Source organism: Microbacterium sp. NPDC090014 (genome assembly GCF_044748285.1).
Taxonomy (GTDB): domain Bacteria; phylum Actinomycetota; class Actinomycetes; order Actinomycetales; family Microbacteriaceae; genus Microbacterium.
This window is the reverse complement of the sequence record NZ_JBIVFS010000002.1, coordinates 305,384-328,535: the sequence shown is the minus strand read 5'-3', so window position 1 is coordinate 328,535 and position 23,152 is coordinate 305,384. Positions and strand designations below refer to the sequence as shown.

Here is a 23,152-nt window from a genome sequence, read left to right as displayed (position 1 = left end):
CCGTGATGTGGTCGGAGTCGGCGGCGACGTCGACCGTGTCCCGTCGTCGTTAGACTCTCGTGGTGGTCTCGCTTCTCTACGTCTGTGTGCGCCCCGAACTCGGGGCGGCGGATGCCGAGCACGCCTCGTTCCGACGGGCGCTCGGCGTCGACGTCGTCGACCGCCTCGACCTGCTCACCGAGCGCCTCGACCCCGCGCGCCTCGCTCGATACAGCGGCGTCGTCGTCGGCGGCTCGCCGTTCAACGTCAGCGACGTCGAGAAGTCCGCTGTGCAGCTGAGGGTCGAAGCGGATCTCGAGCACATCGCGCGGCTGGCGATCGACTCGCAGGTCGCCGCCTTCTTCACCTGCTTCAGCATCGGCGTGGTGACGCGGATGCTCGGCGGCCAGGTCACGTCGGACACCCCCGAGTCGGCGAGCGCCACCGTGATCGAGACCACCGCCGCCGGCGCCGCGGACCCCGTTTTCGGTCCGAGCTCCCCCGCGCTCACCGTCTTCACCGCTCACAAGGAGAGCGCTGCGGCTCTGCCGGAGGGCGCGGTGCTGCTCGCCACGAATGACACCTGTCCCGTGCAGGCGTATCGGGTGGGCACCCACCTCTACACGGCGCAGTTCCATCCGGAGCCGACTCCGCGGGACTTCGCCGATCGGATGACGTTCTATCGCACCACCGGGTACTTCGACCCCGACGAGTTCGACGCCGTGCAGGGGCAGGTGCTGTCGGCATCCGTGACGGAGGGTGCGGCGCTGCTGCGCCGTTTCGCGCAGACGTTCGCGGCAGCCTGACGCCTGCGGGCTCAGCCGAGCCGCGGGCTCGGCCGGTCAGCCGAGCCCGTCGCCTCAGCCGCGCAGCAGCTCCACCCGTTCGCGGAGGTATGCCTCGAGCGGCATCCAACCGCCTGCCGTGCTCCATCGCACGGATGGCACCGTGTCGACCATCGCCAGAGGCCCGGACGCTCCGCCCGCGTCCACGGCGGCGAGGTCGATCACCGACCACCCGACGTGCACGACATCGCCCTCGTCGAACCCGCCCCGCAGTGCCAGAGCACGTCGTTCTGCGCGCTCGCGCGCGGACTCCGCCGTGTAGCCGCGGCGCCCCGGATCGGCGGCCCTCAGCACTTCGGCGGTCGCCAGTGCGTGCGTCTCGGTGAGCAGCAGCACGCCGAGGTGCCACGCCTCGCCCACCCGCACGATGCGGCGTCCGCGCCAGCGCGATTCGCGCTCTTCACCGAGTCCCTCCTTCGGAAGGCCGGCGAGCGCACGCACCGCGTCGGCGACGAGCGCGGACGCGGCCGTCACAGCTCCCCCTGCGGTGTCTCGCGGACGAGCGCCGGGTCGACGAGTCGTGCCGCCTCGCCGCGGATCAGCATCCCGATCAGGGGGAACAGCAGCACCGACAGCATCCCGGCCCCGACGAGTGCTGCCGCCGTGCCGGTGTCGATCATCTTCTGATCCACCCCGATCGCCGTCACGGCGACGATGATGGGCAGCCCGGTGGCGGCCAGCAGCCCGATCGCGGTGCGGTCCCTGGCGCTCGCGCCCGTCGGCGCGGAGAGCTGCGCGGTCGTGCCGCGGAGCACGAGCAGCGCGACGAGGAACAGCGGAAGCATCAGCATCGCCGACGACGAGCCGGTGAGCGCCTGCAGGTCGAAGTTCACGCCCGTGTAGAGGAAGAAGATCGGCACGAGGAAGCCGAACGCGATGGCCTCGAGCTTCGTCTCGACCGCCTCGGCGTCCTTCTCGGGCGCGCGCGCCATGATGATGCGCCACACCGCTCCGGCGACGAATGCACCCAGCAGCATGTCGAGGTCGAGCACGACGCTGAGACCGACCAGCGACGCGATGAGCAGCAGCACGAACCGCACGCCGAACTGGTCGGAGGTGTGCAGCGTCGCACGCACGAACGAGTGGAGGCGCCCGTGCGGCATCCTCCGAGCCATGAGCACGGCGAGCCCCGCGAGCACGACGAAGGCGAGCAGCACCGCGGTGGCGAGCGGGGTGGTGCGGGTGCTGAGGAAGAGCGAGATCGCGATCAGCGGCAGGAACTCGCCGACCGCGCCGATCACGGTGACCGCTCGCCCGAACGGGGTGTCGGTCTCCTGCGCATCCCTGAGGATCGGCATCAGCGTGCCGAGTGCGGTGGAGCTGAGGGCGATCGCGATCACGACCATCCCCTCGCCCGGGGCGAGGAGGAAGCCGATCCCGATGCCCAGCACCACGCTGATGGCCCACCCGATCGAGGCGCGGACGAGGGGCCGTCCGGCGACCGCCCGGAAGTCGATCTCGGAGCCCGCGATGAAGAACAGCATCGCGAGACCGAAATCACTGAGCTTCTCGAGGATGGGCGTCGGCTCGACCCAGCCGAGCACCGCGGGCCCCGCGAGAATCCCGAGGACGAGCTCGAACACGATGATCGGCACGCGGATGAGGGGCCGGATGCCGCGCGCCAGCAGCGGCGCTGCCACGGCGAGCAGCGGGATCAGCACCAGTCCGAGATCGCCCGCGTCCACGCTCCCAGAGTAGCGACCCGTCGTCGCGATGCGTCCGATTCGCCCGGTGGTCGCATCCACGGCAGAATCGATGCACACCCCCGAGGAGCCCTCATGTCTCAGCCCGACACCGCCCGCCTGCTGATCGCCTGCGATGATCAGCCCGGCATCGTCGCCGCCGTCGCCGGCGTGCTCTCCGTCCACGGCGCGAACATCATCTCGCTCGACCAGCACTCCACCGACTCCGAGGGCGGCCGGTTCTTCCAGCGCACGGTGATCCACCTCCCCGGGCTCTCTGCGGCGCGCACGGCTCTCGAAGCCGATCTGGCTCAGGTCGCCGAGCGGTTCGGCATGGAGTGGTCGCTGCACGACACCGCGCGGCGCAAGCGCGTCGCGATCTTCGTCTCGAAGTACGACCACTGCCTGATGGAGCTGCTGTGGCGCACGCAGCGTGGCCAGCTCGACATCGACGTCACGATGGTCGTCTCGAACCACCCCGACCTCGCCGAGTCCGTACGCTCGTTCGGGGTGCCGTTCGTGCACATCCCCTCAGGCGACAAGCAGACGATGGAACAGCGTCAGCTCGAGCTCCTGCGCGGCAACGTGGATCTCGTGGTCCTCGCCCGGTACATGCAGATCCTCACCGACGACTTCATCGAGGGTCTCGGCGCCCCGATCATCAACATCCACCATTCGTTCCTGCCCGCGTTCATCGGCGCGAACCCGTATGCCAGGGCGAAGGACCGCGGTGTGAAGCTGATCGGAGCCACCGCGCACTACGCGACGGCGGATCTCGATGAGGGACCGATCATCGAGCAGGACGTCACCCGTGTCACGCACTCGGAGTCGGCCGCCGATCTGCAGCAGCGCGGCGCCGACGTCGAACGCCTCGTTCTCGCCCGCGCCGTGCAGTGGCATGCCGAGGACCGTGTGATCGTCCACGGCCGGTCCACCGTCATCCTCTGAGGGGGCGCTGAGAGGGGTGCGACGCCTCTTGCCGATGACGTCGACGGCGAGCCCCCGGGACCTGGCCAGCTTCATAGCCCGGATCGACAACGACCCTCACCGGGCCTCCGGCGCTCCCGCCAGCAGTTCGGCGAAGGCCTCGGCCGCGGTCGCATGACCGGCCAGCGCCGCGCCCTGACCCATCCAGAGCGACTGCAACTCGCCGAGGTTCTGTTCGCCCGCTGCCGCGCGGAATCGGCCGGTGAGCCAGTTCTGCATCGGGAACGGGGCGATCGTCCCGCTCGCCTCGATCGCCCGCACCGCGCGGTTGCGGGTGCCGCGGGCGAGGCGTCCGCTCATCGCCTTCGTGAGAACGGTGCCGTCGGCGGCGGTGGAGCGGATGGCGTCGCGATGCGCCTGGTTCGCCGCCGACTCCGCCGTCGCGAGGAAGGCCGTGCCGACCTGCACGGCTGACGCTCCGAGCGCGAACGCGGCGGCGACTCCGCGCCTGTCGGCGATGCCGCCGGCCGCGATGACCGGCACATCGACGGCATCCACGACCTGCGGCACGAGTGCGAAGGTCCCGACGAGCGATTCCTCGGCCGGACGGAGGAACGACACCCGATGGCCGCCGGCCTCGAAGCCGGTCGCGACGACGGCGTCGACCCCGGCGCCCGCGAGTGCGACGGCTTCGGCGACGGTCGTCGCGGTTGCCACGACACGGATGCCGCGGCGGTGCGCTTCGTCGACGACGGCCCCGGACGGAACCCCGAAGACGGTGCTCAGCACGGGTGGTGCCGCTTCGAAGATCGCGTCGAGCTGCTCGTCGAGGGGAGGCAGGTAGCGCTCGGGGCGGGCGGGCACCTCGAGTCCGACCGCGTCGTAGAACGGCTGCAGCGCCTGCGCGAACACGGTGTGCTGCGGATTCGGCTCGACCTCGTCGCCGGTCGGCAGCCAGATGTTCACCGCGAAAGGACGCGAGGTCGCCTCCCGCAGAGACGCGATCGTCGCGTCGATGCGGTCGGCGTCGTAGCCGTAGAGTCCATAGCCGCCGAGGCCGCCGGCCTCGCTGACCGCCGCCGTGAGCCCGACGGAGGAGAGCCCGCCGAACGGACCGAGGATGATGGGGTGTTCGATGCCGAGCAGTGCGCGCAGATCACTCATGCCTCGAGGCTATCTCCGCTCCCCTGCCCCGAGGCGGGCGCGCGACCGATGCCGCACTCGGATGCCGGTGATAATCTCGGCGTGAGGGATCAGGGAGGCGCGCATGAGCGAATGGTTCGGGCAGATGCTCGGCTTCGTCGCGGCCGCGCTCGGGGTCATCGCGGTGCCGGATGCCGCGGCACTCGGTGTCGCGATCGCGCTGATCGCCCTGACGACCCTCACGATCGCCGTGGCGCTGAGCGTCGCACCGCCCTCTCCACGCAGCGCCCCGCACCCTTTGCGGGCGATCGACGTCTCGACCCTGCTCGCCCAGAGCGATCCTGACGCCGCCGGTCACCCGCGTCCTCGTGCGCCGGGAGTCGCCGTCTCCGCGTAGTCCGTCCTCGTACGGGACTGCGCGGCTTTCGCCGACCCTTCCCGACACACGAACGGACTTCCATGGACATCTTCGCCTTCCCACCCCTGACCTTCCTGCTCGACGCGGCGTACGGCGCCCTCGCCGGGCTCTCCGCACTGCTCGAACCGCTCGCCGGAGCATCCGCCGCGGCACTCGCCGTGGTGCTCGTCACGCTTCTCGTGCGCGCCCTGCTCATTCCCGTCGGCGTCTCGCAGGCGAAGGCCGAGCAGACCAGAGCGCGCCTGGCTCCTCGGCTGCGCGAACTGCAGCGCCGGCACAAGAAGAATCCCGAGCGCCTGCAGAAGGAGATGCTCGAGCTCTACCGCTCCGAGAACACGTCTCCGTTCGCCGGGATGCTGCCGGTCCTCGCTCAGGCGCCGGTCGTCGGCATCCTGTACACGCTGTTCATCCGCCCCGACATCGCCGGGCACCCGAACGACCTGCTCACGCACGACCTGTTCGGTGCACCGCTGGGCACCAGTCTCGTCTCCGCCGTCTTCGGCGGCACGGCGACGCCGGAGACGCTGTGGGTCTTCGGTGCGCTGATCGCCGTGATGATCGTGGTGGCCGAGATCACACGACGGGTCTTCCGGCCGGCCGTGGTCGACGACGACTCGCCGCTGAACTCGCCGACGATGCTGCGTGTGACCAGCGCTCTGCACTATCTGACGGCCGTCTTCGCGATGTTCGTGCCGCTCGCCGCCGCGCTGTATCTCACCGTGACCGTGGTCTGGACGCTGGTGCAGCGGATGCTGCTGCGGCGCCGCTATCCGCTGCCCGTGCCTGCTGCGGTCAGCGCCTGACGGGTCGGCCGGTCATTCGGGCAGCGGGATCGGCGCGGTGAAGGGACCGGGCTCGTCGTCGCGGCGGGCGCCGTCGGGCCCGGTCCCGACCTCTCGGGCTGCGGCCGCATCGTCTCGACGGCGCTGACGTCGCACGCCGAGCGTCGTGCCGACGCTCGCTGCCACCACCAGGGCGATCGCAAGCATCCGCAGCGGAGTCGCCGACTGCCCGAGGATCAGCCACCCGGCGAGCGTCGCGAATGCGGGCTCGAGGCTCAGGAGCACGCCGAACACGCGTTGCGGCAGGCGACGCAGCGCGGCGAGCTCGAAGCTGTAGGGGATCACCGACGACAGCACGGCGGTGACCGCGGCGAGCAGCAGCAGCTGCATGTCGCCCGCGACGGTGACCGCGGCCGGCACACCGACCGGGATCAGCAGGATCGCGGCCACGACCAGGCCGACCGCGAGTCCGCTGCTGCCGGGGATGATGGCACCCACCCGGGCACTCATCCGGATGTACATGGCCCAGAAGCCGGCGGCGATCAGGATGAAGACGATCCCGAGCGGATCGAGGGGCTCGGCGCCGATCAGTCCGTCGACGCCGAGCAGCACCATCCCGAGCAGCGCGACCCCCACCCAGGCGGCATCGACGAGGCGCCTGGTCAGCACGGCGGCAAGGACGAGCGGCCCGAGGAACTCGATCGCGACGGCCGGACCGAGCGGGATGCGGTCGATCGCGGCATAGAAGAAGCCGTTCATCGCGGCGAGCGAGACCCCGAACAGCACGGCGGCGAGCCACTGCGACTTCGTCCACCGGAACGGTCTCGGGCGCACGATGACGACCAGCAGCAGCGCCGCGATCGCCACGCGCAGCGAGGTCACACCCCACGGGCCGAGCACCGGGAAGAGCTGGGCCGCGACCGCGGCCCCGAACGGCAGCGACAGACACGAGCAGACCACGAGCACGACGCCCACGAGCGGACGGGACGGCGTGGACTGCTTCACCCAGCCAGCCTACGGCGCGCGCGGATGCCGGCGAACCGGCCCCGTCAGAGGTGCTTGCCGCCGGTGACCGCGAGCACGGCGCCGGAGGTGTACGACGACTCCGCCGACGCGAGGTACACGTAGGCGCCGGCGAGCTCTGCGGGCTGTCCGGCCCGGCCGAGAGGCGTGTCGGATCCGAAGGTCTTCACCCGCTCGTCCGACCAGCCGGTGGCCGGGATCAGTGGCGTCCAGATGGGGCCGGGAGCGACGGCGTTCACGCGGATGCCGCGCTCTCCCGCCTCCTCGGCGAGCGCCTTGACGAACGCGACCTGCGCCGCCTTGGTCATCGCGTAGTCGATGAGGTTGGGCGACGGCTCGAAGGCCTGCACGGACGACGTGACGATGATGCTGGAGCCGGACTCCAGATGCGGGTACGCGGCCCTGGCCGAGTACAGCAGGCCGAAGAGGTTGGTCTCGAACACGCGGCGGAGGCGGTCGGTCTCGAGATTCTCGAAGCCGTCGATGTCGTGCTGGTACGCGGCGTTCAGCACCAGGATGTCGAGGCCGCCGAAGGCGCTCCGCGTCTCGGTCACCACCTCGGTGGCGAAGGCCTCGTCGCGGACGTCGCCGGCGAGGCTCAGCCCCTGGCGGCCTTCGGCGCGCACGAGGTCGATGGTCTCGTCGGCATCCGCCTGCTCCTCCGGCATGTGCACGATCGCCACGTCGGCTCCCTCGCGGGCGAAGGCGATCGCGACGGCTCGGCCGATTCCGGAATCCCCGCCGGTGATCAGGGCTCGACGCCCCTCAAGACGCCCGTGGCCCACGTACGACTCCTCGCCGTGGTCCGGAGTCGGGCGCATGTCGTCGGTCAGTCCCGGCTGGTTCTGCTGCTGACCGGGGAATTCCTCGTCGCGATGCTGGCTGCGGGGGTCGGGGGTGCTGTCTGCCATGGTGTCTCCTCTTCCTCGCGACTCGCCATCATCGTGCGTGGCCTGAGTCGGGCGTTCAACGAGACTCGCGGCCCGTCGGCGCCCTCGGGAGGGGGTTGACAATCGACACCTCGATCGACGATCGGAGTTCGACAGGTGAATGGCTCGGGCCGCTCAGGCCCCGGGAGCGGCAGGCTCGTCGTCGGCCGGCGCGACGGGGCCGGACGTGTCCTGTGGCTCGGGAACGAGATACAGCCCGCTCGGCGCGTTCGCGGTGAAGGCGAGCGCCTCGATCCAGGCGCGGTTGATCGACGGCTGCCTGCTGCCGAAGTACTTGAAGACGAGCGAGCTGCCCGGTTGCACCCACACCGTCGTGCGGCCGCCGCCGACGCTCGCGTCTTCGCGCCAGCTGAACGGGAACGGCTCGGCGCGTCGCAGCTTGGCGGTCATCACGAGCTGCAGGTGGGTGAGGGCGCGATCCTCGATCTCGGTCTTCACGCTGCCCTCGTAGATGAACTTGCCCATTCGCCCTCTCCTCTGGTGTGCAGGTCTTCGTCATGCAGTTTATGGGACCGCAGGCCCTCGATGCGTCGGCCCGAGCGGGCTGTCCAGACGGGGTCGGAGCGGGCCGAAGTCAACCCCCTGCGTGCGGATCCCTTCGCCGATATCCTGGCAGGAACCGCGAGGAGACCCACCATGAACGCACGACACATCGACGACCGTTCCGATGAGGGCTACACCCCCACGACCACTCACGCCGAGTTCGGCGAGGGCAACCCGCGCCTGCGCGTCACGCGCGACGGCGAGCGCGCCGAGTTCGCCCTCGAGGTCGACGTGGTGCGCATCGGCTCCGCTGCCGACAACGAGCTGCGGCTCGACGGCGCCGACCCCGTGCACGCCACGATCACGCACGACGACCGTGACGAGTACGTCCTCGAACTCCACGGCGAGGGCGAGATGAACAGCAACCCCGACGCCACCGCCACCCACCCCGGCGATCGCACCCAGACGCTGCGCACCGGCGCACGCTTCACCGTCGGCGAGTGGGAGCTGGTCTACGCACGCGACGAGTTCGCCGACCACGGGCGCCCGTACGGCGGACGCCTCGGCGGCGAGTACTCCGACCAGCCGCTGCAGCCCCCGCGGCCCGATTACTCCGACGAGGCGACCATCGAGTCCGACGCCCCGACGCACGCGGACTCCGCTGAAGAGAAGTGACAGCAGAGCAGTCACCGCTGGACCGCGTCAGCGACGTCGCCGCTGAGCGCGGACTGCGCATCTGCGTGGTCGAATCCCTGACCTCGGGACGTCTGGCGAGCACGATCGGCGCGGGGGCCGACGCCGGTTCGTGGTTCGCCGGCGGCATCGTGGCCTACCTCACCGATGTGAAGGAGAGACTGCTCGGACTCACGCCGGGAACGGATCCGTGCTCCCCCGAGTGCGCCGAGCATCTCGCCGCGAGCGCACTGCGGCTGTTCGACGCCGACGTCTGCATCTCGACGACGGGGGTCGGCGGGCCCGATCCTGAAGGCGGGCACGAGCCCGGCACCGTCTACGTCGGATGGGCCACGGGCGACGGGGTCGGTCACCGCAGGCTGGCGCTCAGCGGCGATCCGCAGGAAGTCCTCGACGAGACGGTCGACACCGCCATGCGGCTGCTCGCGTTCCATGCCGAGGGCATCCGCCCTGCGGGGCCGCGGCGCTCGGGACCGGAGTCTTCGGCATCCGCGGCTGCCGAAGACGACGCCGAAGACGACGCCGAGGGAGATGGCGCGGCAGAGCCCACGGCCTGAGCCCTGGCTCTCCTGCGCTCGACCCGTCTCCCGTCAGCGTCCGGGTACGACGCCGATGCGCAACGGCGCGCCGGGTGCGGATGCCGCGGTGATGGCCTCGTCGAGGTCGGCGAGCTGCCGCACTTCCCCGACCGCGTCCACGAACGGGTAGGCGCGTCCTCGTCCTGCGAGGAATGCGACAGCCTCGGCGAGCTCCGATCCCGTGTAGTTGTGCACGCCGGTGACGGTCACCAGCCGGCGAACGATGCTCTCGGCGTCGAGGGGCACCGGCTCGGCAGGGAAGACGCTCCCGACCAGCACGACCGTGCCCCCGGTGGCGACGCCGGTGAGCGCCTCGGCCACGGCATGCCCCGAGGCCTCGATCACGACATCCGGATCACGATCGATCGGACCGGCGCCGAAGCGTGCGGCCAGAGCCAGCCGTTCGGGTGCGGGGTCGAGCACCTCGACCGTCGCGCCGTGCTCCACCGCGATCGCCGCGGCCGAGAGCCCGACGAGTCCGGCTCCGTGGATGCGGACGGTCGCGCCGTCGAGGTCGTGATCGCGCGCAGCCCGGGCGACGGCGGCCCAGGCGGTCGCGGTCGCGCACGATGCCGGAGCGAGCACCGCGGCCGGCAGGGACTCGGGCACCCGCACGATCGCGGTGCCCGCCCGCACCTGGACGTGCGAGCCGAACGCGCCGGTGAGGTCGCCGTGCACGCCGATGCGGTCATGACCGTACTTGCCGAGCGTGCGGCACTTCTGCGGCACACCCCGGGCGCACCTGTCGCAGGTGCCGCACGAGATCGTGACCGACCAGACGATCCGATCCCCGATGCGCACGGGGACGCCGTCGACCGTCGAGGCCCCGCCGTCGCCCAGGGCGATCACACGTCCGACGCTCTCGTGTCCGAGCACCAGCGGCACCGGGGCGGACCGACGTCCGTGCACGGTGTGGACGTCGGACCCGCAGATCGTCGACATCTCGACGGCGACGAGCACGTCGTGCTCACCGAGCGCGACACCGGGCACGGCGATCATCTCGTGCGGGTGGCCCTCACCGATCCACACCATCGCTGTGGCCGCGGGCCGCAGGGCCACGTCGCGACGGTGGCCGGGAGGACGGATCAGCAGAGTTCCCATGTCAGGACCTCAGACCGTGGGCACGAGAGGGAGCAGCCCGCGCTCGGTGAGCGTGCCGCGAAGATGCGTCACGTCCGCGAGCACGACGTCGGCACCGGCGAGCTCGAGCGCGCCCGCGTCGTGGGCGCCCGTCAGGACGCCGGCGACGAGACCGGCGCCTGCGCGGCGGCCCGACTCGACGTCGCTGATCGTGTCTCCGGCGACAGCGACAGCGGCGACCGACGAGGTCTGCGTGCGGATCAGCGCCGTGAGCACGAGATCGGGTGCCGGACGCCCGCGCCCGGCGTCCACCGGCGAGAGGGCGAGGTCGATGAGCCCGCGCCAGCCCAGACCGTCGATCAGAGCATCGCGGGTGACCGGCGCGAATCCGGTCGTGAGCACGACCCGCAGACCGGCGTCCTTCAGCCCCTGGATCGCATCGGCCGCCCCGGGGATCTCGGTGACCCCCTGCTCGGCCACGATCTCGGCGTAGGCGCCTTCGAATGCGGCCGTCGCGCGCTCGGCGGCGGCACGGTCTCCTCCCGCGAGATGCGTGAAGACCTCGATCTTGGACTGCCCCATGGTGGCGCGCACGTGCGCGAGCGCGTCATCCCACGGCATCCGATCGGCGACTCCGGTGCGTTCGGCGGCGCGCTGGAACGCCGTCTCGACGACCCCGTCGTCGAGCACGGTCGTGCCGGCCATGTCGAGCACGATGAGTTCGAGCGCCGGTGCCGGAGCTGCGTCGAGCTGAGTGGTCATGGGGTTCCTTCCATTGCAGGTGTCCACCCGAAGGCGGCGGTGAGATTCTCTTCGGCGAGCCCCAGACCCGTGGTCATTCCGATGCCGGTGGTCGCGGCGAGCACCAGCACCCCCTCGTCGACCGTGTCGATGAGGAAGTCCTTCGACGCCTTCGCATACACGCCCTGCCAGCGCTCCAGCACCCGTGGGGCCGGCATCTCGAACAGCGCCTCCGCCTCGGCGAGGAACGCCGTGAACGCGGCCTCGGGTTGGAACGGCTCCGGCGCGGTCGATGTGGCGTGCGAGTCGCCGATGATGAGCGTGCCGTCCGGCAGCTGCGTGTACATCTGATTGAGATCGAGCGCGGCGAGGTCCGGACGCTCCGAATGCAGGCGATCGCGGAGCGCGGCGGTGGCGGCACCGTCGGCGAAGCCTCCGTAGCGGACGAGCGACCACCCGGTCAGCAGCGGGGCGGAGAGCGGATGCCGGAGACTCACCGCTGCACGCATCATGTCGAGAGCGCACCGGACGACGCCTGACCGTTCCGCCACCTCCGGCAGCAGCTGGTCGATGTCGTGATTCGCCGCGACGACGACCGCGCCTGTGGTGATCGCGCCTCTCGTCGTCTCGACGCGGCGTCCGGCGACGGAGGTCGCCGCCGTGCGGAAGCGGAAGTCGACGCCCAGTCCTGCGAGGTGCCGCACGATCGCCGCGGCGGCGGTGCGCGGATCGGTCTGCAGGTCGGTCTCGATGTGCGCTCCACCGAGGAGTCCCCGGCGACGGAGCGGGGCGAGGCGCAGCAGCTCATCCGCATCGAGCATCCGGATGCCGCCATCGGCCGCCGCCTGCTCGAGCACGGCGATCTCGTCGGCGTGGCGGGCGGCGACCAGTGTCCCCGACTCGCGGATCCAGAACCCCGCATCCTGAGCGAGGCGCAGCCACAGGTCTCTGGACAGGTCCGCGTAGCGCCGGGCCTCCCCCGTCTGCGCGCCGATGCAGAGGTGGCCGAAGTTACGGATCGTCGCGCCGACGGGAGCATCCGCTCTGTCGACGACGATGACGCTCAGACCCCGCCGCACCGCCGCGTACGCGGCGCCGAGGCCGATGATCCCCGAGCCGACGACCACGAGGTCGACGGAGTCGGTCGAGCCGGCGCGGCCGCTCATCGGAACACCTTGCGCATCCACATCGCGAGCCCTTCGACGACGAGCACGGTGACGAGGATCATCAGCACGATCGCCGTCACGGTCTCATAGCGCGAACCCTGGCTGGCGTTGAGCAGGTAGTACCCGACACCGCCTCCGCCGACGATGCCGAGGATGGTCGCGGCGCGGATGTTCGTGTCGAGCATGTAGAAGCTGTGCCCGATGAGCGCCTGCATGCCCTGCGGCACGGTCGCCGAGGCGTAGGTCTGCAGCCGGGTGGCGCCGACCGCCCGCAGGGCCCGTTCGGGCCCACGGTCGACCTCCTCGAGGGAATCGGCGATCAGCTTGCCGAGCAGACCGATGCCGCCGATGGCCAGCGCGATGACTCCCGCCTGGGCGCCGAGGCCGGTGATGACGACGAGCACTATCGCGAGGATCAGCTCGGGAATGCCGCGGATGCCGACGAGCAGGAAGCGCGCGATGCCCCGCGCTCCCGCTCCGGGTGCGACGTTGCTCGCGGCGAGGGAGCCGAGGATCAGCGACGGCAGCAGCGTGAGCACCGTCGCCGCGAGTGCGATCGCGACCGTGTCCCGCATGGCCGCGATCATCGCCGACGCCTCATAGCTGCCGAATGACGGCGGCCAGAACTTCGCTGCGACCTCGGGGAGCTTGGCCCAGAAGGTGAAGAAGTCCATCCAGTTGATCTGGCTGACGACGACGCTGCCGATGACGACGAGCACCGCCGTCCCGATGCCGATCGTGTTGCGCACCCGCTCCGCGGTCCACGGTCGACGCACGGCGGTCTGCGGGCTGGCCGCCCACTCCGGGCGCTCCGTCGTCGCCGCGCCCGTCGCCCCGCGCAGTCGCGGGTGGATGATGCGGTCGATCCACGACCGCGTCTGCCGCTGCTGGCCGAGCATTGCCCCGCGCACCAGGCTCGACACGATCTCCATCACGACGCACAGGATGAAGATGACCAGGGCGATGCCGAGGCCCTTGCCGTAGTTCAGCGACTTGAAGGCGTAGGACATCTCGAGTCCGAGGCCGGCCACGCCCACGTAGCCGAGCACGACGCTGCCGCGCAGGTTGATGTCGTTGCGGTGCAGCACCGTCGCGACCCAGCTCGGCAGCACCTGGGGAAGGATTCCTGAGGCGAACTCCTGCATCTTCGATCCGCCCGCGGCGCGGATCGCGAGCCGGGGGCCCTCGTCGATCTGCTCGATCGCGTCGGCGAACATCTTCGAGATCATCCCGATCGAATGGATGCCGATGGCGAGGATGCCGGGCAGGGTGCCGAGCGAGAACATGAGAACGAACGCCATCGCGAGCACGACGTCCGGCAGCGCTCGGGTGAGCACTCCCACGAACCGCGCGGCGGCACGCCATCCGTTGCCGGGGGTCGTGTTGGAGGCTGCGAGGTAGGCGATCGGCACCGACAGGGCGGCGGCGAGCAACGTGCCGACGAGCACGAGCCCCACGGTCAGGGCGATCAGCCAGGCGAGGTCGGCCGGTTCAGGGAACGAGAGGCCGCCGACTCGGGCCATGAAGTTCTCGGCGTTGCCCCAGCTCTGCACCATCGCCGGGATCGAGATGCCGACCTCGTCGACGGCGAGGATGCCGAGCACCAGGAGCGCCAGCAGCGTCAGCCCGGCGGCGATGCGCTCGGCGGAGATCGGGCGGCGAGGAGCTCGATCGGCGACACTCGTGCGTGCGGGGGTCGCGTGCGCCCGAGGCGGGTCCGAGAGGACGGTCATGAGGCCCGCGCCTTGTCGAGCTGGGCGACGTCGACCGTGATCTCAGTGAGTTCGTCCTGCACGGCGCGGATCTCTGCGGTGGTCGTGGCGACGCGGCCGTAGATCTCCATGACCTCGGCCTTGGTCAGGTCGCCGGTCGGGGTGTCGAGCACGATCTCGCCGTGGCGCAGCCCCACGATGCGGTCGGCCCACGAGATCGCGAGGTCGACCTGGTGCAGGCTGCAGACGACCGTGAGCCCCTCGTCGGCGGCGATCTCACGGATCAGCGCCATCACCTGGTCGCTGGACTCCGGGTCGAGGGATGCGACGGGCTCGTCGGCGAGCAGGATGTCGGGCTTCTGCATCAGGGCGCGGGCGATCGCCACGCGCTGCTGCTGGCCGCCGGAGAGGGTGTCGCTGCGCTGATAGGCCCGGTCGAGCAGCCCGACGCGATCGAGGTGCTCGAGGGCGCGCAGCTTCGCCGCCTTCGAGTAGCCCCAGAGGCCGAGCCGCGGGCCGCGGACCTCCGACAGAGATCCGGTGAGCACGTTCTCGAGCACCGTCAGCGAGGGCACGAGCTCGAACTGCTGGAAGATGAATCCCACCCGGCTGCGGAGGGCGCGCAGCGCCTTGCCCTTGAGCGTCGGGACCTTCGCGCCGAGCACCTCGATCTCGCCCGAGGTCGGCACCTCGAGACCGTCGAGGTGGCGCAGCAGCGTCGACTTGCCCGAGCCGGAGAGCCCGAGCAGCACGACGATCTCGCCGCGTGAGACCTGCAGCGATGCGTTCTTCAGCGCGGTGGTCGAGCCGAAGGTCTTCGTCACACCGTCCAGGCGGATGAGGGCATCGGATGCCGTGTTCATGTCAGTTCTCCAGGGTCGTGGCGTCGAGCGTGGTTCTTGCGGGTGAGCGCCCCGCGCTCCGCTGCCCCGGGGTGGGAGCACACTGCGGAACGGGGGCGCTCGGCTGACGCTGCGGTCAGCGATCGGGCGTCAGCCCTGGCACTGCTCCGCTTCGGTCTCCTTGCAGATGTCGCGGATCAGGTCGTAGTACGCGTCGTCGACGGGCTTGGTGGCGTAGAACACGCTGCGGAACGCATCAGTGTCCGCGCCCTCGATGCCGGCGGCGATGATGTCGTCGATCGTGATCTCGGAGAGTCCGTCGATGAGCTCCTGCGCGACGTCGTCCGGCAGAGTCGACGAGTAGACGAGCGGCGCTCCGGGGACCATGGTCTCGTCGATGACCTTGACGGCATCCGACTTCTCGACCTCGGAGTCCTCGGCGAATCCGACCTCGCACTCAACGCCTTCGCCGACCTTCTGCACGCTCACGTCGTGCTTGCCCGCGAAGACGGGCGTGATGTCGGTCTTGGGGTCGATGCCCGCCTCGAGCAGGTTGTAGGAGGGGAAGAGGTATCCCGACGTCGACGAGGGATCGACGAAGCAGACCTTCTTGCCGGCGAAGTCCTCGATGCTCGAGATGTCGCTGTCGGCAGGCACGATGGCCTGGGAGTAGTACCCGGGCTCCTGGCCTTCCTCGGTCACGATCGAGGAGATCGGGGTGAGCTTCGCGCCGTTGTTCGTGGCGGTGACGTAGGTGAAACCCGAGAACGAGGCGACATCGACCTTGCCGGCGACCGCGGCCTCGATGAGCGCCGCGTAGTCGGTGGACTCGTGGTACTCCACCGTCTTGCCGGTGATCTCGGCGATGTAGTCCATGAGCGGCTGGTAGTTCGTCTCGGTGTCGACCGAGTCGGGCACGACGCCGAAGACGAGCGTGTTCTCGTCGACGGCGAATCCGCCGGCGGCCGATGATGCGTCGGCACCGGACGCGCCGGTGGCCTCTGCGGAGCCGGAGCAGGCGGCGAGGCCGAGCGCGAGGATCGCGGCGCCGGCGAGTACGGGGAGAGCGCGGAGCTTCATGAGGACCTTTCAGAGTGGGAGGGGTGATCCACGAGCCACTCTGACAGGGCAACAGCCAAGATATGTACCTAACTTGGAAGAGTTCAAGGTCCGTTCACCCGGTCTTTCCTCGGATGAACGTCGAGGGAACGCGCAACCCTTCCGCCTTGATAGCGAAGTAGTATGCCTATGTGGCCGAAGCTGTATACACCCAGATCGCAGACGACCTCCGCGCGCAGATCGCGGCGGGCACCCTGCGCCCCGGCGACGACGTGCCGACCGAGGCGGAGCTCGCCGAACGGTGGCGCACCTCGCGGGGTCCGATCAGGAACGCTCTCGCCGCCCTGCGCGGAGAGGGCCTGATCGAGACGGGGCGGGGACGCCCCGCGCGGGTCGTGTCGCGCAAGGCCAGCCAGGCGGTCGATGTGTCGGTGCCGTTCACTCGCTGGGCCCGCGATCTCGGGGTGACTCCGGGCGCGCAGACGCAGGAGTTGAGCCTTCGCAGGGCCGGTGACCGCGCAGAACTGCTCGGAGTGTCGCCCGACGACACGATCGTCAGCGTCGTGCGACTGCGCCTGCTGGACGGCAGGCCGACGATGCTCGAGCGGCTCTTCTACACCGAGGCAGTAGGACGACGACTGCTCGACGTCGACACGGACGAGATCTCGATCACGGAGTACCTCGGGTCGGTGGGACACCCGATCGTCGGGCTCGAGCACCAGATCGACGCCGTCGCCGCCGACGAGCAGGATGCCGCCCTGCTGCGCGTGCCGCAGGGAACGCCGATCCTTCGACTCAGCCGCATCTCCCGTGATGCGGGCGGGCGCATCTTCGAGGCATCCGAAGATCGCTACCTCAGCGAGGTAGTGCGGTTCACGGTCGCGGCGTCGGGGATCTCGACGGACGGGCACTACATGCGTGCGGTGGGCGGCTGACAGCCGGCCAGTCGATCGGCATCGATTCCTCGAGGTGACTCGTCGGAAGAAGCCGATCGCGAGCGCGATGGGGATCAGATTCCAAAGACCGCGCTCGCGATCACAGCGCTGGGGATGCGCTATTTCTGGGGTATACCCAATGTAAGCGCCCGGCTACACCATGGAACACGGTCTATAGTCGAGATCTACCCTGGACTTTCGTCTAGGTTTCACGTCGAAAACCCCGGAATTCCGCGGATCCTGCTCCCAGCGTACCGGAATACCGGTACGCAATCCCCTGCCATTTTCAAGCCGGGATGCTGGGATGCTGGAGGCGTCAGACGATCGGCAGCAGCGCCGAGACGACCCAGCGGCCGTCGACTTCGCCGGCGCTGAATTCGCCGCTGGCACCGAGAACTCGTTCGGCCATGCGGCCGATGCCCGTGCGGCTCGAGGAGAGCTCGCGACGCGGCGTGATGGAGAGCGGACTGCTCACCGCCATCTTCGCGGCGTCGTCGTCGATGTCGAATCGGATCTCGACTTCGCCCGCGCCGGCGTACTTGAGGACGTTGGTGGCGGACTCTCGCATGATGCGCGCGAGGATGATCTCGGCGGCCCGCGGGACGCGCTCATCGGAGGGGTCGCCGATGACGGCCACGGCATGGCCGGCGGCTTCGAACTCCTGCGCGGCCTCCTCGACGGAGGCCACCAGATCACCGGAGGGCATTCCCTCGGAGCGGGGTCCGTCGTCTGCGAGGTCGATCACGAAGCGGAGGTCGGTCATCGCCTTACGTGCGGCGATGCGAATCGCCTCCTGCGAATCTCTGCTCGTGCGATCGTCGTCGAGCATCTGCACGTGCAGCGCCACCACGGTGAGGTGGTGCGCGATGCTGTCGTGCAGCTCGCCGGCGATCCAGCGCCGCTCAGCGAGTACTGCCTGGCGTTCCTGCTCGGCCTTCTCGGCCAGTTGCATCTCGAGCGTCCGCCCTCGAGCGAATGCCAGGCGAAGCGCATAGCCGACAGCTCCGGATACTGCGGCGCCGACCAGGAAGATGCCGATGTTGAACGCATCCGTCGAATCGCCCATGGCGACCAACGCGGATGCGACGAGGAAGACTCCGACATAGGACAGGACCAGTGAGGTCCACCCCAGGCGCACGATCAAGCCGGCCGCGAAAGCGGCGACGGTCAGCACCTGGGCTTCGATGCCGGGGATGAAGGATAGGGCGAACACGACGCCGAGGGCGTATGTCGCGATGAGTGGCGACCAGAGGAAGAGGCCGAGGACTGCAGTGGATGCGATCCCGATTGCCGCTGTCAGAGGTTCCAGCCCCGGAGGGAGGAACAGTCCGACGATGTCGAAGATGACGATGGTCCCGACGACCGCCAAAACGGCGATGCGTTCTATCGTGCTGAGCTTCTCGCCCCTGCCGAGTCGGGTGACGTCAGAGCGGTCACCCGTCGAAAGACTTGAAGCCATACTTCAGTATCTCCTTTTCGCCATATATATTAGCGGTAGAAGCCGAAGAAGTGACCAACCTGGTTCCAGAAAGACATATACGTTCACCTCCTTTATTGCACTTTTGACTAGCGATGTACTCATCTTCTCGGTGATCTGCGAGCGGCACATCTGTCTCACGGCTACACCTCGATAGCCAAAGGTCTAATACCTCGCGCCGCAGGTAGACCCCGGTTAGGCTTCCTCCATGTCCCAAATCCGCGTCGTGATCGTCGATGACGATCCCCTGGTGCGCTCAGCGCTCTCTCACTTCGTCTCCCGCGACCCGGAGATCACGGTGATCGCCGAGGCGGAGTCCGGGCTCGAGGGCATCGAGGTCGTGGAACGCGAGCGTCCCGACGTGGTGATGATGGACGTGCAGATGCCGGAGATGAACGGCATCGAGGCGACGGCGGTGATCAGCGAACGCTGGCCTGAGATCAAGATCCTCGCGGTCACCACGCTGGACGGCAGCGACACCGTGCTTCCGATGCTCAGCGCAGGTGCGTCGGGCTATCTGCTGAAGGACTCGAGCGCGGCGAGCATTCTCGAAGGTGTGCGAGAGGTGTACAGCGGAGCGAGCTCGCTGTCGCCGCGGATCGCGTCGCTGCTGATCAAGCACGTGCGGGATACGGAGCCCGTCGGCGGCGACGACACCCTGGAGGCGCTCACGGATCGAGAGCAGGAGGTGCTGCAGCGACTCGCGCAGGGGATGTCCAACGCCGAGATCGCGCGCACACTGATCGTGTCGGAGGGAACCGTGAAGGCCCACCTCGGCCGCATCATGTCGAAGTGGCACGTGCGCGATCGCGTGCAGATCCTCGTCACGGCAGCGCACGCCGGGCTGGTCGACTTCCGCTGAAGCGGGCAGCTGACCGGCGGGATCGCTGACCGGCGGGATCATTGGAGTGAGACTGCTGAGGCGAGCCCGTTGAGCCGGGCACTGTGAGTCCGGCTCGCTGAGTCTGGCCGGCTGTTCGGGATCAGCAGCACTTGCCGTGAGGATGCCGCCGCGTATCACCCGGTTCGAACGAGGCGCCTTCGGTCACGGTCCGCGGGGAGGCTGTGTTGTGGGGTGCGCCAGCGTTGGTCGGGGTCCCACCAGTTCGGTCCACGGACTTCGGGGAGCCCGTTCTTCATACGGATCTCCCACTGCGAGGTGCCCAGGGATCGGTGGTGCCACCAGCACAGCGGCACACCGTTGTCGGTATGGGTCGGCCCCCCGCGGGCGTGTTCGGTGACGTGATGGATCTCGCACCAGGATGCGGGCACGTGGCACCCGGGGATGAGGCATTCCTTGTCGCGGGCGATGATCGCCCGGCGTTGATGCACGGTGAACACGCGGTCGGTGGTGCTGATCCCGATGATGCGCCCCTCGTCCAGGAGCACCCGCTGGATCGCCCCCGCACATGCGGTCTGCGCCGCGACGGACACAGGCACATGCGCACCGGATCCAGGGATCGTCGCCCACCCGCCGCTGCCCGCACCACCACCCGCGCCGGCGATGCCCGCACCGAAAGCAGAACCTTCCGCATGGTGGGCGAGGTCTGTCGCGTCGACGGTGACGACGAGCACCGGGGATGCGCCACCGAGCGTGGGCATGTCCTTGTGACGGGCGGCTATCGCGAGAGCGGCGGCGAGAGCATCGTGGCGTTTCTGCGACGCGGTGCGATCATCGAGCACGCTGCGCTCATCCATATTGAACGGATCAACACCCGGGTCAACACCGGTGTCGGTGTCTGTGTCTGTGTCTGTGTCTGTGTGACCGGTGTCACCGCTGGGGATGAAGAACACTCCCGGCATGGGCGGGCCGTCACCCTTCGGGTTCAGCATCGCGTCCAGGATCAGCTGCAACTGGGCCGCGGCATCCGGAGTCAGATACCCCCGGATCGCATGCATCCCGTCCGTGAGACGACCGATCGTGATCCCGCGCTTGCGCCGCGCGTCCTCATCCTTCGGCTCCTCCCCGTCCGGGTCGAACATCGAGGCGAGATCCTCCGCAAGAGCTTTCAGATCCTGCACCGTCGGCGCCGGACCAGAATCCGCGCCCCCGCCGATCCCGTGCCCGCGGGCGCACCCCGCCAACGCCACATCCGCCGCCAACCGCTGATCCACGCTCAACCGGTCCCACACCCGCTCGATCGGGCCCGTCGCCGCCAGAAACCCCGTGACACCCACCACACCATCCAACAAGGCCACGCGCATCTCCGACCACCGCGCCGGCATCCGCTCCCCCGCCAGACTCACCGGCCGGCGCACCAGATCGACGACCCTGTCGACCCGGGACGCACCCCGCACATCCACGCCCACCATCCGCTGCACCAGCTCGTTCACCCCGCGACACCCTGCCGCATGCGGAAAATCCACAGGATCCCCGGTCGCCACGGTTGCCACGATCACCGCCTCGGCCCGCCGGAACACGGCCCCCGCCGCCTGCAGCACCGCGACACGCTCCGCATCGCTCAACCCCGCCAGCGCGTCATCACACAGCACCGCATCAAGGTCAGCGACGACCCGACCCAGACGCCCCACGATGCTGTTCATACCCTCGAGTCAACACGGAACCACCGACATTCGACCCCCGAAACCAGTCCGATTTAGACCAGATCAGAGCACGTATTCCAATCTCCCGGAATGCCGCACAACGCAGGCACAAGAGGAGCGGAGAGACCAGTCGACAAGCGAGGAAGAGACGGAAAAGAGGAACGAGGAACGAGACACACGGAACAACACGAGAAACAAGACACGAGGAACAAGACACGAGGAACGAGACAACGGGAACGAGACCCCAGACCGCTGACCCCAGGCCGCTGACCCCAGGAACGAGACACGCGACTCGAGAAAACAAGCAACACAGGAGACGAGACGGCAAGAACAGGAAGCAAAGACAGTCGACAACGCCCCACAACAAAGCCAGTCGACAACGCCGGACAACGGAACACCGTGCGCGCGACACCGAACGCCCGCCACGGAGCGCCCGCCGCGAAGCACCCGTCACTGGGGTACCCGATCAGCGCCGGAGCGGCTCGGCCTTCATGAAGACGTCGACCGCGTCTTCGCTCTCGAGCTCGAAGCCGTGCCTCTCGTACAGCCGTCGCGCCGGACTGCCCTGCAGCACATTGAGGCGGAACGGCCGGTCATCGCCCGCATGACGCGTCTCCAAGGCGTCCGCCAGCACCGCGGAGCCGAGGCCGCGGCCCTGCTGAGCGGGATCGAGGTAGAAGTGCTCGATCCACACCGCGTCACTCTCGGGCCTCACCGCGATGAGCCCCACGTCCTGCCCGGCAACCACGATCACTCGCGTGTTCTGCGGGACGAACCCATCGAGGAACCGCTGCCGCACACGCACCGGGTCGAAGCGTCCGAGACGCTCCAGATCGGCGCGCATGACGATCGCTCGCAGCTCCGACATCCAGTGCGCATCCGACGGACTGCTCTCTCGAAGACCCCACGCGGCGCACACAGCATCCATACAATCACGCAGGCCACGCACCCGAAGCGACGACGACCACGACCACGACCACGACCACGACCACAGAACCACGACCACAGCCCCACCGCTGCAGACCCACCGCTACAGCGCGAGCAGCACGATCCCGCCGGCGACGACCGCGGACGCGGCGAGACGCCATCCGGGCCTGCTCTCCTTCAGGGCGAAGACGCCGAACAGGCTGACCAGCACGACGCTGACTTCGCGCAGCGGCGCGACCAGTGCGACCGGAGCGATCTGGATGGCCGTGAGCACCAGGATGTACGAGAGCGGCGACAGGATACTGAAAGCCACGATGCGCTTCCACTGCGTGCGGCCGAGCGCGCGAACGGCCGCCCATCGGCCTCGGACGCCGAGCGAGTAGAACGGGATCTCGAGCAGCATCGTCCCCACCATGAAGGCGACGGGCGAGAGGTTCCACGTGCGCACGGCGTTGGCGTCCCAGATCGTGTAGACCGCGATCGCGACGCCGGTGAGCAGACCGAACACGAGCCCGGGATCCAGGCGACGCGACCGGTCGGCGCGTCCTCGGTCGACGAGACCGATCGCGACGACTCCGAGGATGATCGCCGCGACGCCGGCGAGCGCGAGGGCCGACGGACGCTCCCCGAGCACCAGCACGGCGACGATCACAGAAAGGAACGGCCCGGTTCCCCGAGCCGTCGCGTAGACGGTCGAGAGATTGCCTTCGCGATATCCGCGTTGCAGCACCGCCATGTAGGCGACGTGCAGCACACCGGAGACTCCGACGCCGAGCAGGAACGCCAGCACGTCGTCGGTGCCGAGCCCGCCGGTGAACGGCACGACCCCGATCCAGACGGCGGTTCCTCCGACGGCCCCCCACCAGAGGAACGGCGTCCCTGCGCGGCTCACGCCGTGGGCGATGATGTTCCAGGCGGCGTGCGTGACGGCTGCGGCGAGGACGAGAGCGAAGGCGAGAGCGGACATCAGAGACCCTTCCGTTCTTCGCGGGCGCGACGAACAGGGTCCTCCGGGCTTTTGTCCTGTCAGATGACGGCGCTCCTGCGGAGGAGCACCGTGGCGCCGCTCGGACCAGACGGGACGAACCCCGGAACCCTAGGCGCTATCGAGATCGACCGTACCGGCCGATGGTGACGAGAAGGTGAACGACCGCCATCCGACCGTC

The 23,152-nt window shown here is 69.1% G+C and carries 24 protein-coding genes; 8 read left to right on the top strand and 16 right to left on the bottom strand.

Annotated elements, in window-relative coordinates:
• Positions 1 to 62 precede the first annotated feature (62 nt).
• Positions 63 to 785 carry a glutamine amidotransferase-related protein gene (locus tag ACIPV5_RS14985; protein ID WP_053099224.1) on the top strand — a complete coding sequence of 241 codons (723 nt, stop codon included), beginning with the start codon at positions 63 to 65 and terminating at the stop codon, positions 783 to 785.
• A gap of 54 nt (positions 786 to 839) precedes the next feature.
• On the opposite strand, the gene ACIPV5_RS14980 is transcribed toward ACIPV5_RS14985, so the two are convergent.
• Together ACIPV5_RS14980 and ACIPV5_RS14975 are read right to left on the bottom strand one after the other, a co-directional pair.
• Entirely contained in the window at positions 840 to 1,298 is a 459-nt protein-coding gene (locus ACIPV5_RS14980; protein WP_053097572.1) for a hypothetical protein, read from the bottom strand.
• Positions 1,295 to 2,509: a cation:proton antiporter gene (locus ACIPV5_RS14975; RefSeq protein ID WP_053099225.1), complete on the bottom strand. Its 1,215-nt coding sequence runs from the start codon at positions 2,507 to 2,509 to the stop codon at positions 1,295 to 1,297. Before ACIPV5_RS14975 ends, ACIPV5_RS14980 begins: the two co-directional genes overlap by 4 nt.
• A gap of 93 nt (positions 2,510 to 2,602) precedes the next feature.
• Between ACIPV5_RS14975 and purU the strand changes: the two genes are divergently transcribed.
• Positions 2,603 to 3,454 carry a formyltetrahydrofolate deformylase gene (gene purU, locus ACIPV5_RS14970; protein WP_056279633.1) on the top strand — a complete coding sequence of 284 codons (852 nt, stop codon included), beginning with the start codon at positions 2,603 to 2,605 and terminating at the stop codon, positions 3,452 to 3,454.
• A gap of 96 nt (positions 3,455 to 3,550) precedes the next feature.
• Here the strand turns inward: purU and ACIPV5_RS14965 are convergent, their stop codons facing one another.
• Positions 3,551 to 4,597 (bottom strand): NAD(P)H-dependent flavin oxidoreductase, encoded by a 1,047-nt coding sequence (locus ACIPV5_RS14965; RefSeq protein WP_400341673.1) that lies wholly within the window; start codon positions 4,595 to 4,597, stop codon positions 3,551 to 3,553.
• 103 nt (positions 4,598 to 4,700) lie between these two features.
• Between ACIPV5_RS14965 and ACIPV5_RS14960 the strand changes: the two genes are divergently transcribed.
• On the top strand, positions 4,701 to 4,973 hold the full coding sequence (locus ACIPV5_RS14960) for a DUF6412 domain-containing protein (RefSeq protein ID WP_053097575.1): 273 nt from the start codon (positions 4,701 to 4,703) through the stop codon (positions 4,971 to 4,973).
• 62 nt (positions 4,974 to 5,035) lie between these two features.
• Positions 5,036 to 5,797: a membrane protein insertase YidC gene (locus tag ACIPV5_RS14955; RefSeq protein ID WP_053097576.1), complete on the top strand. Its 762-nt coding sequence runs from the start codon at positions 5,036 to 5,038 to the stop codon at positions 5,795 to 5,797.
• A gap of 12 nt (positions 5,798 to 5,809) precedes the next feature.
• Here ACIPV5_RS14955 and ACIPV5_RS14950 read toward each other — a convergent pair whose 3' ends face one another.
• The 3 genes from ACIPV5_RS14950 to ACIPV5_RS14940 all read right to left on the bottom strand — a co-directional run bounded on the left by ACIPV5_RS14950 (position 5,810) and on the right by ACIPV5_RS14940 (position 8,214).
• Positions 5,810 to 6,781, bottom strand: coding sequence for an EamA family transporter (locus tag ACIPV5_RS14950; protein ID WP_400341671.1), 972 nt, complete (start codon positions 6,779 to 6,781; stop codon positions 5,810 to 5,812).
• A 44-nt stretch (positions 6,782 to 6,825) separates the two neighbouring features.
• Entirely contained in the window at positions 6,826 to 7,710 is an 885-nt protein-coding gene (locus ACIPV5_RS14945) for an SDR family oxidoreductase (protein WP_400341669.1), read from the bottom strand.
• 153 nt (positions 7,711 to 7,863) lie between these two features.
• Positions 7,864 to 8,214 carry a hypothetical protein gene (locus ACIPV5_RS14940; RefSeq protein WP_053097579.1) on the bottom strand — a complete coding sequence of 117 codons (351 nt, stop codon included), beginning with the start codon at positions 8,212 to 8,214 and terminating at the stop codon, positions 7,864 to 7,866.
• A gap of 171 nt (positions 8,215 to 8,385) precedes the next feature.
• Here ACIPV5_RS14940 and ACIPV5_RS14935 point away from each other — a divergent pair, with 171 nt between their 5' ends.
• On the top strand, positions 8,386 to 8,907 hold the full coding sequence (locus tag ACIPV5_RS14935) for an FHA domain-containing protein (protein WP_053097580.1): 522 nt from the start codon (positions 8,386 to 8,388) through the stop codon (positions 8,905 to 8,907).
• A complete protein-coding gene (locus tag ACIPV5_RS14930) occupies positions 8,904 to 9,482 on the top strand; it encodes a CinA family protein (protein ID WP_400341666.1) in 579 nt (192 codons plus the stop codon). The genes ACIPV5_RS14935 and ACIPV5_RS14930 overlap by 4 nt, the downstream gene beginning before the upstream one ends.
• Before the next feature lie 33 nt (positions 9,483 to 9,515).
• Here the strand turns inward: ACIPV5_RS14930 and ACIPV5_RS14925 are convergent, their stop codons facing one another.
• The 6 genes from ACIPV5_RS14925 to ACIPV5_RS14900 all read right to left on the bottom strand — a co-directional run bounded on the left by ACIPV5_RS14925 (position 9,516) and on the right by ACIPV5_RS14900 (position 16,124).
• Positions 9,516 to 10,604 (bottom strand): alcohol dehydrogenase catalytic domain-containing protein, encoded by a 1,089-nt coding sequence (locus ACIPV5_RS14925; protein WP_285363914.1) that lies wholly within the window; start codon positions 10,602 to 10,604, stop codon positions 9,516 to 9,518.
• 9 nt (positions 10,605 to 10,613) lie between these two features.
• Positions 10,614 to 11,345, bottom strand: coding sequence for an HAD family hydrolase (locus tag ACIPV5_RS14920; protein ID WP_400341664.1), 732 nt, complete (start codon positions 11,343 to 11,345; stop codon positions 10,614 to 10,616).
• Complete coding sequence (locus ACIPV5_RS14915) at positions 11,342 to 12,490, bottom strand: TIGR03364 family FAD-dependent oxidoreductase (protein ID WP_400341661.1); 1,149 nt, start codon at positions 12,488 to 12,490, stop codon at positions 11,342 to 11,344. The genes ACIPV5_RS14920 and ACIPV5_RS14915 overlap by 4 nt, the downstream gene beginning before the upstream one ends.
• Positions 12,487 to 14,223, bottom strand: a complete 1,737-nt coding sequence (locus ACIPV5_RS14910) for an ABC transporter permease (RefSeq protein ID WP_056279620.1) — start codon at positions 14,221 to 14,223, stop codon at positions 12,487 to 12,489. Before ACIPV5_RS14910 ends, ACIPV5_RS14915 begins: the two co-directional genes overlap by 4 nt.
• Positions 14,220 to 15,065: a phosphonate ABC transporter ATP-binding protein gene (phnC, locus tag ACIPV5_RS14905; protein ID WP_363521041.1), complete on the bottom strand. Its 846-nt coding sequence runs from the start codon at positions 15,063 to 15,065 to the stop codon at positions 14,220 to 14,222. The genes ACIPV5_RS14910 and phnC overlap by 4 nt, the downstream gene beginning before the upstream one ends.
• 129 nt (positions 15,066 to 15,194) lie before the next feature.
• On the bottom strand, positions 15,195 to 16,124 hold the full coding sequence (locus ACIPV5_RS14900) for a phosphate/phosphite/phosphonate ABC transporter substrate-binding protein (protein WP_053097587.1): 930 nt from the start codon (positions 16,122 to 16,124) through the stop codon (positions 15,195 to 15,197).
• A 170-nt stretch (positions 16,125 to 16,294) separates the two neighbouring features.
• Between ACIPV5_RS14900 and ACIPV5_RS14895 the strand changes: the two genes are divergently transcribed.
• A complete protein-coding gene (locus ACIPV5_RS14895) occupies positions 16,295 to 17,038 on the top strand; it encodes a GntR family transcriptional regulator (protein WP_400341658.1) in 744 nt (247 codons plus the stop codon).
• 316 nt (positions 17,039 to 17,354) lie between these two features.
• On the opposite strand, the gene ACIPV5_RS14890 is transcribed toward ACIPV5_RS14895, so the two are convergent.
• Positions 17,355 to 18,497 (bottom strand): sensor histidine kinase, encoded by a 1,143-nt coding sequence (locus ACIPV5_RS14890; RefSeq protein ID WP_187250275.1) that lies wholly within the window; start codon positions 18,495 to 18,497, stop codon positions 17,355 to 17,357.
• 226 nt (positions 18,498 to 18,723) lie between these two features.
• Between ACIPV5_RS14890 and ACIPV5_RS14885 the strand changes: the two genes are divergently transcribed.
• The gene (locus ACIPV5_RS14885; RefSeq protein ID WP_222839407.1) at positions 18,724 to 19,377 is read left to right on the top strand and encodes a response regulator transcription factor; all 654 of its coding nucleotides are present in this window, start codon (positions 18,724 to 18,726) and stop codon (positions 19,375 to 19,377) included.
• Positions 19,378 to 19,532: 155 nt separating this feature from the next.
• On the opposite strand, the gene ACIPV5_RS14880 is transcribed toward ACIPV5_RS14885, so the two are convergent.
• From ACIPV5_RS14880 to ACIPV5_RS14870, 3 genes are all read right to left on the bottom strand, one after another.
• Positions 19,533 to 21,059: a DUF222 domain-containing protein gene (locus tag ACIPV5_RS14880; protein WP_400341656.1), complete on the bottom strand. Its 1,527-nt coding sequence runs from the start codon at positions 21,057 to 21,059 to the stop codon at positions 19,533 to 19,535.
• Between the two features lie 466 nt (positions 21,060 to 21,525).
• A complete protein-coding gene (locus ACIPV5_RS14875; RefSeq protein WP_261987849.1) occupies positions 21,526 to 21,927 on the bottom strand; it encodes an N-acetyltransferase in 402 nt (133 codons plus the stop codon).
• Positions 21,928 to 22,089: 162 nt separating this feature from the next.
• Positions 22,090 to 22,953 (bottom strand): EamA family transporter, encoded by an 864-nt coding sequence (locus ACIPV5_RS14870; RefSeq protein ID WP_072591732.1) that lies wholly within the window; start codon positions 22,951 to 22,953, stop codon positions 22,090 to 22,092.
• Positions 22,954 to 23,152: the final 199 nt, after the last annotated feature.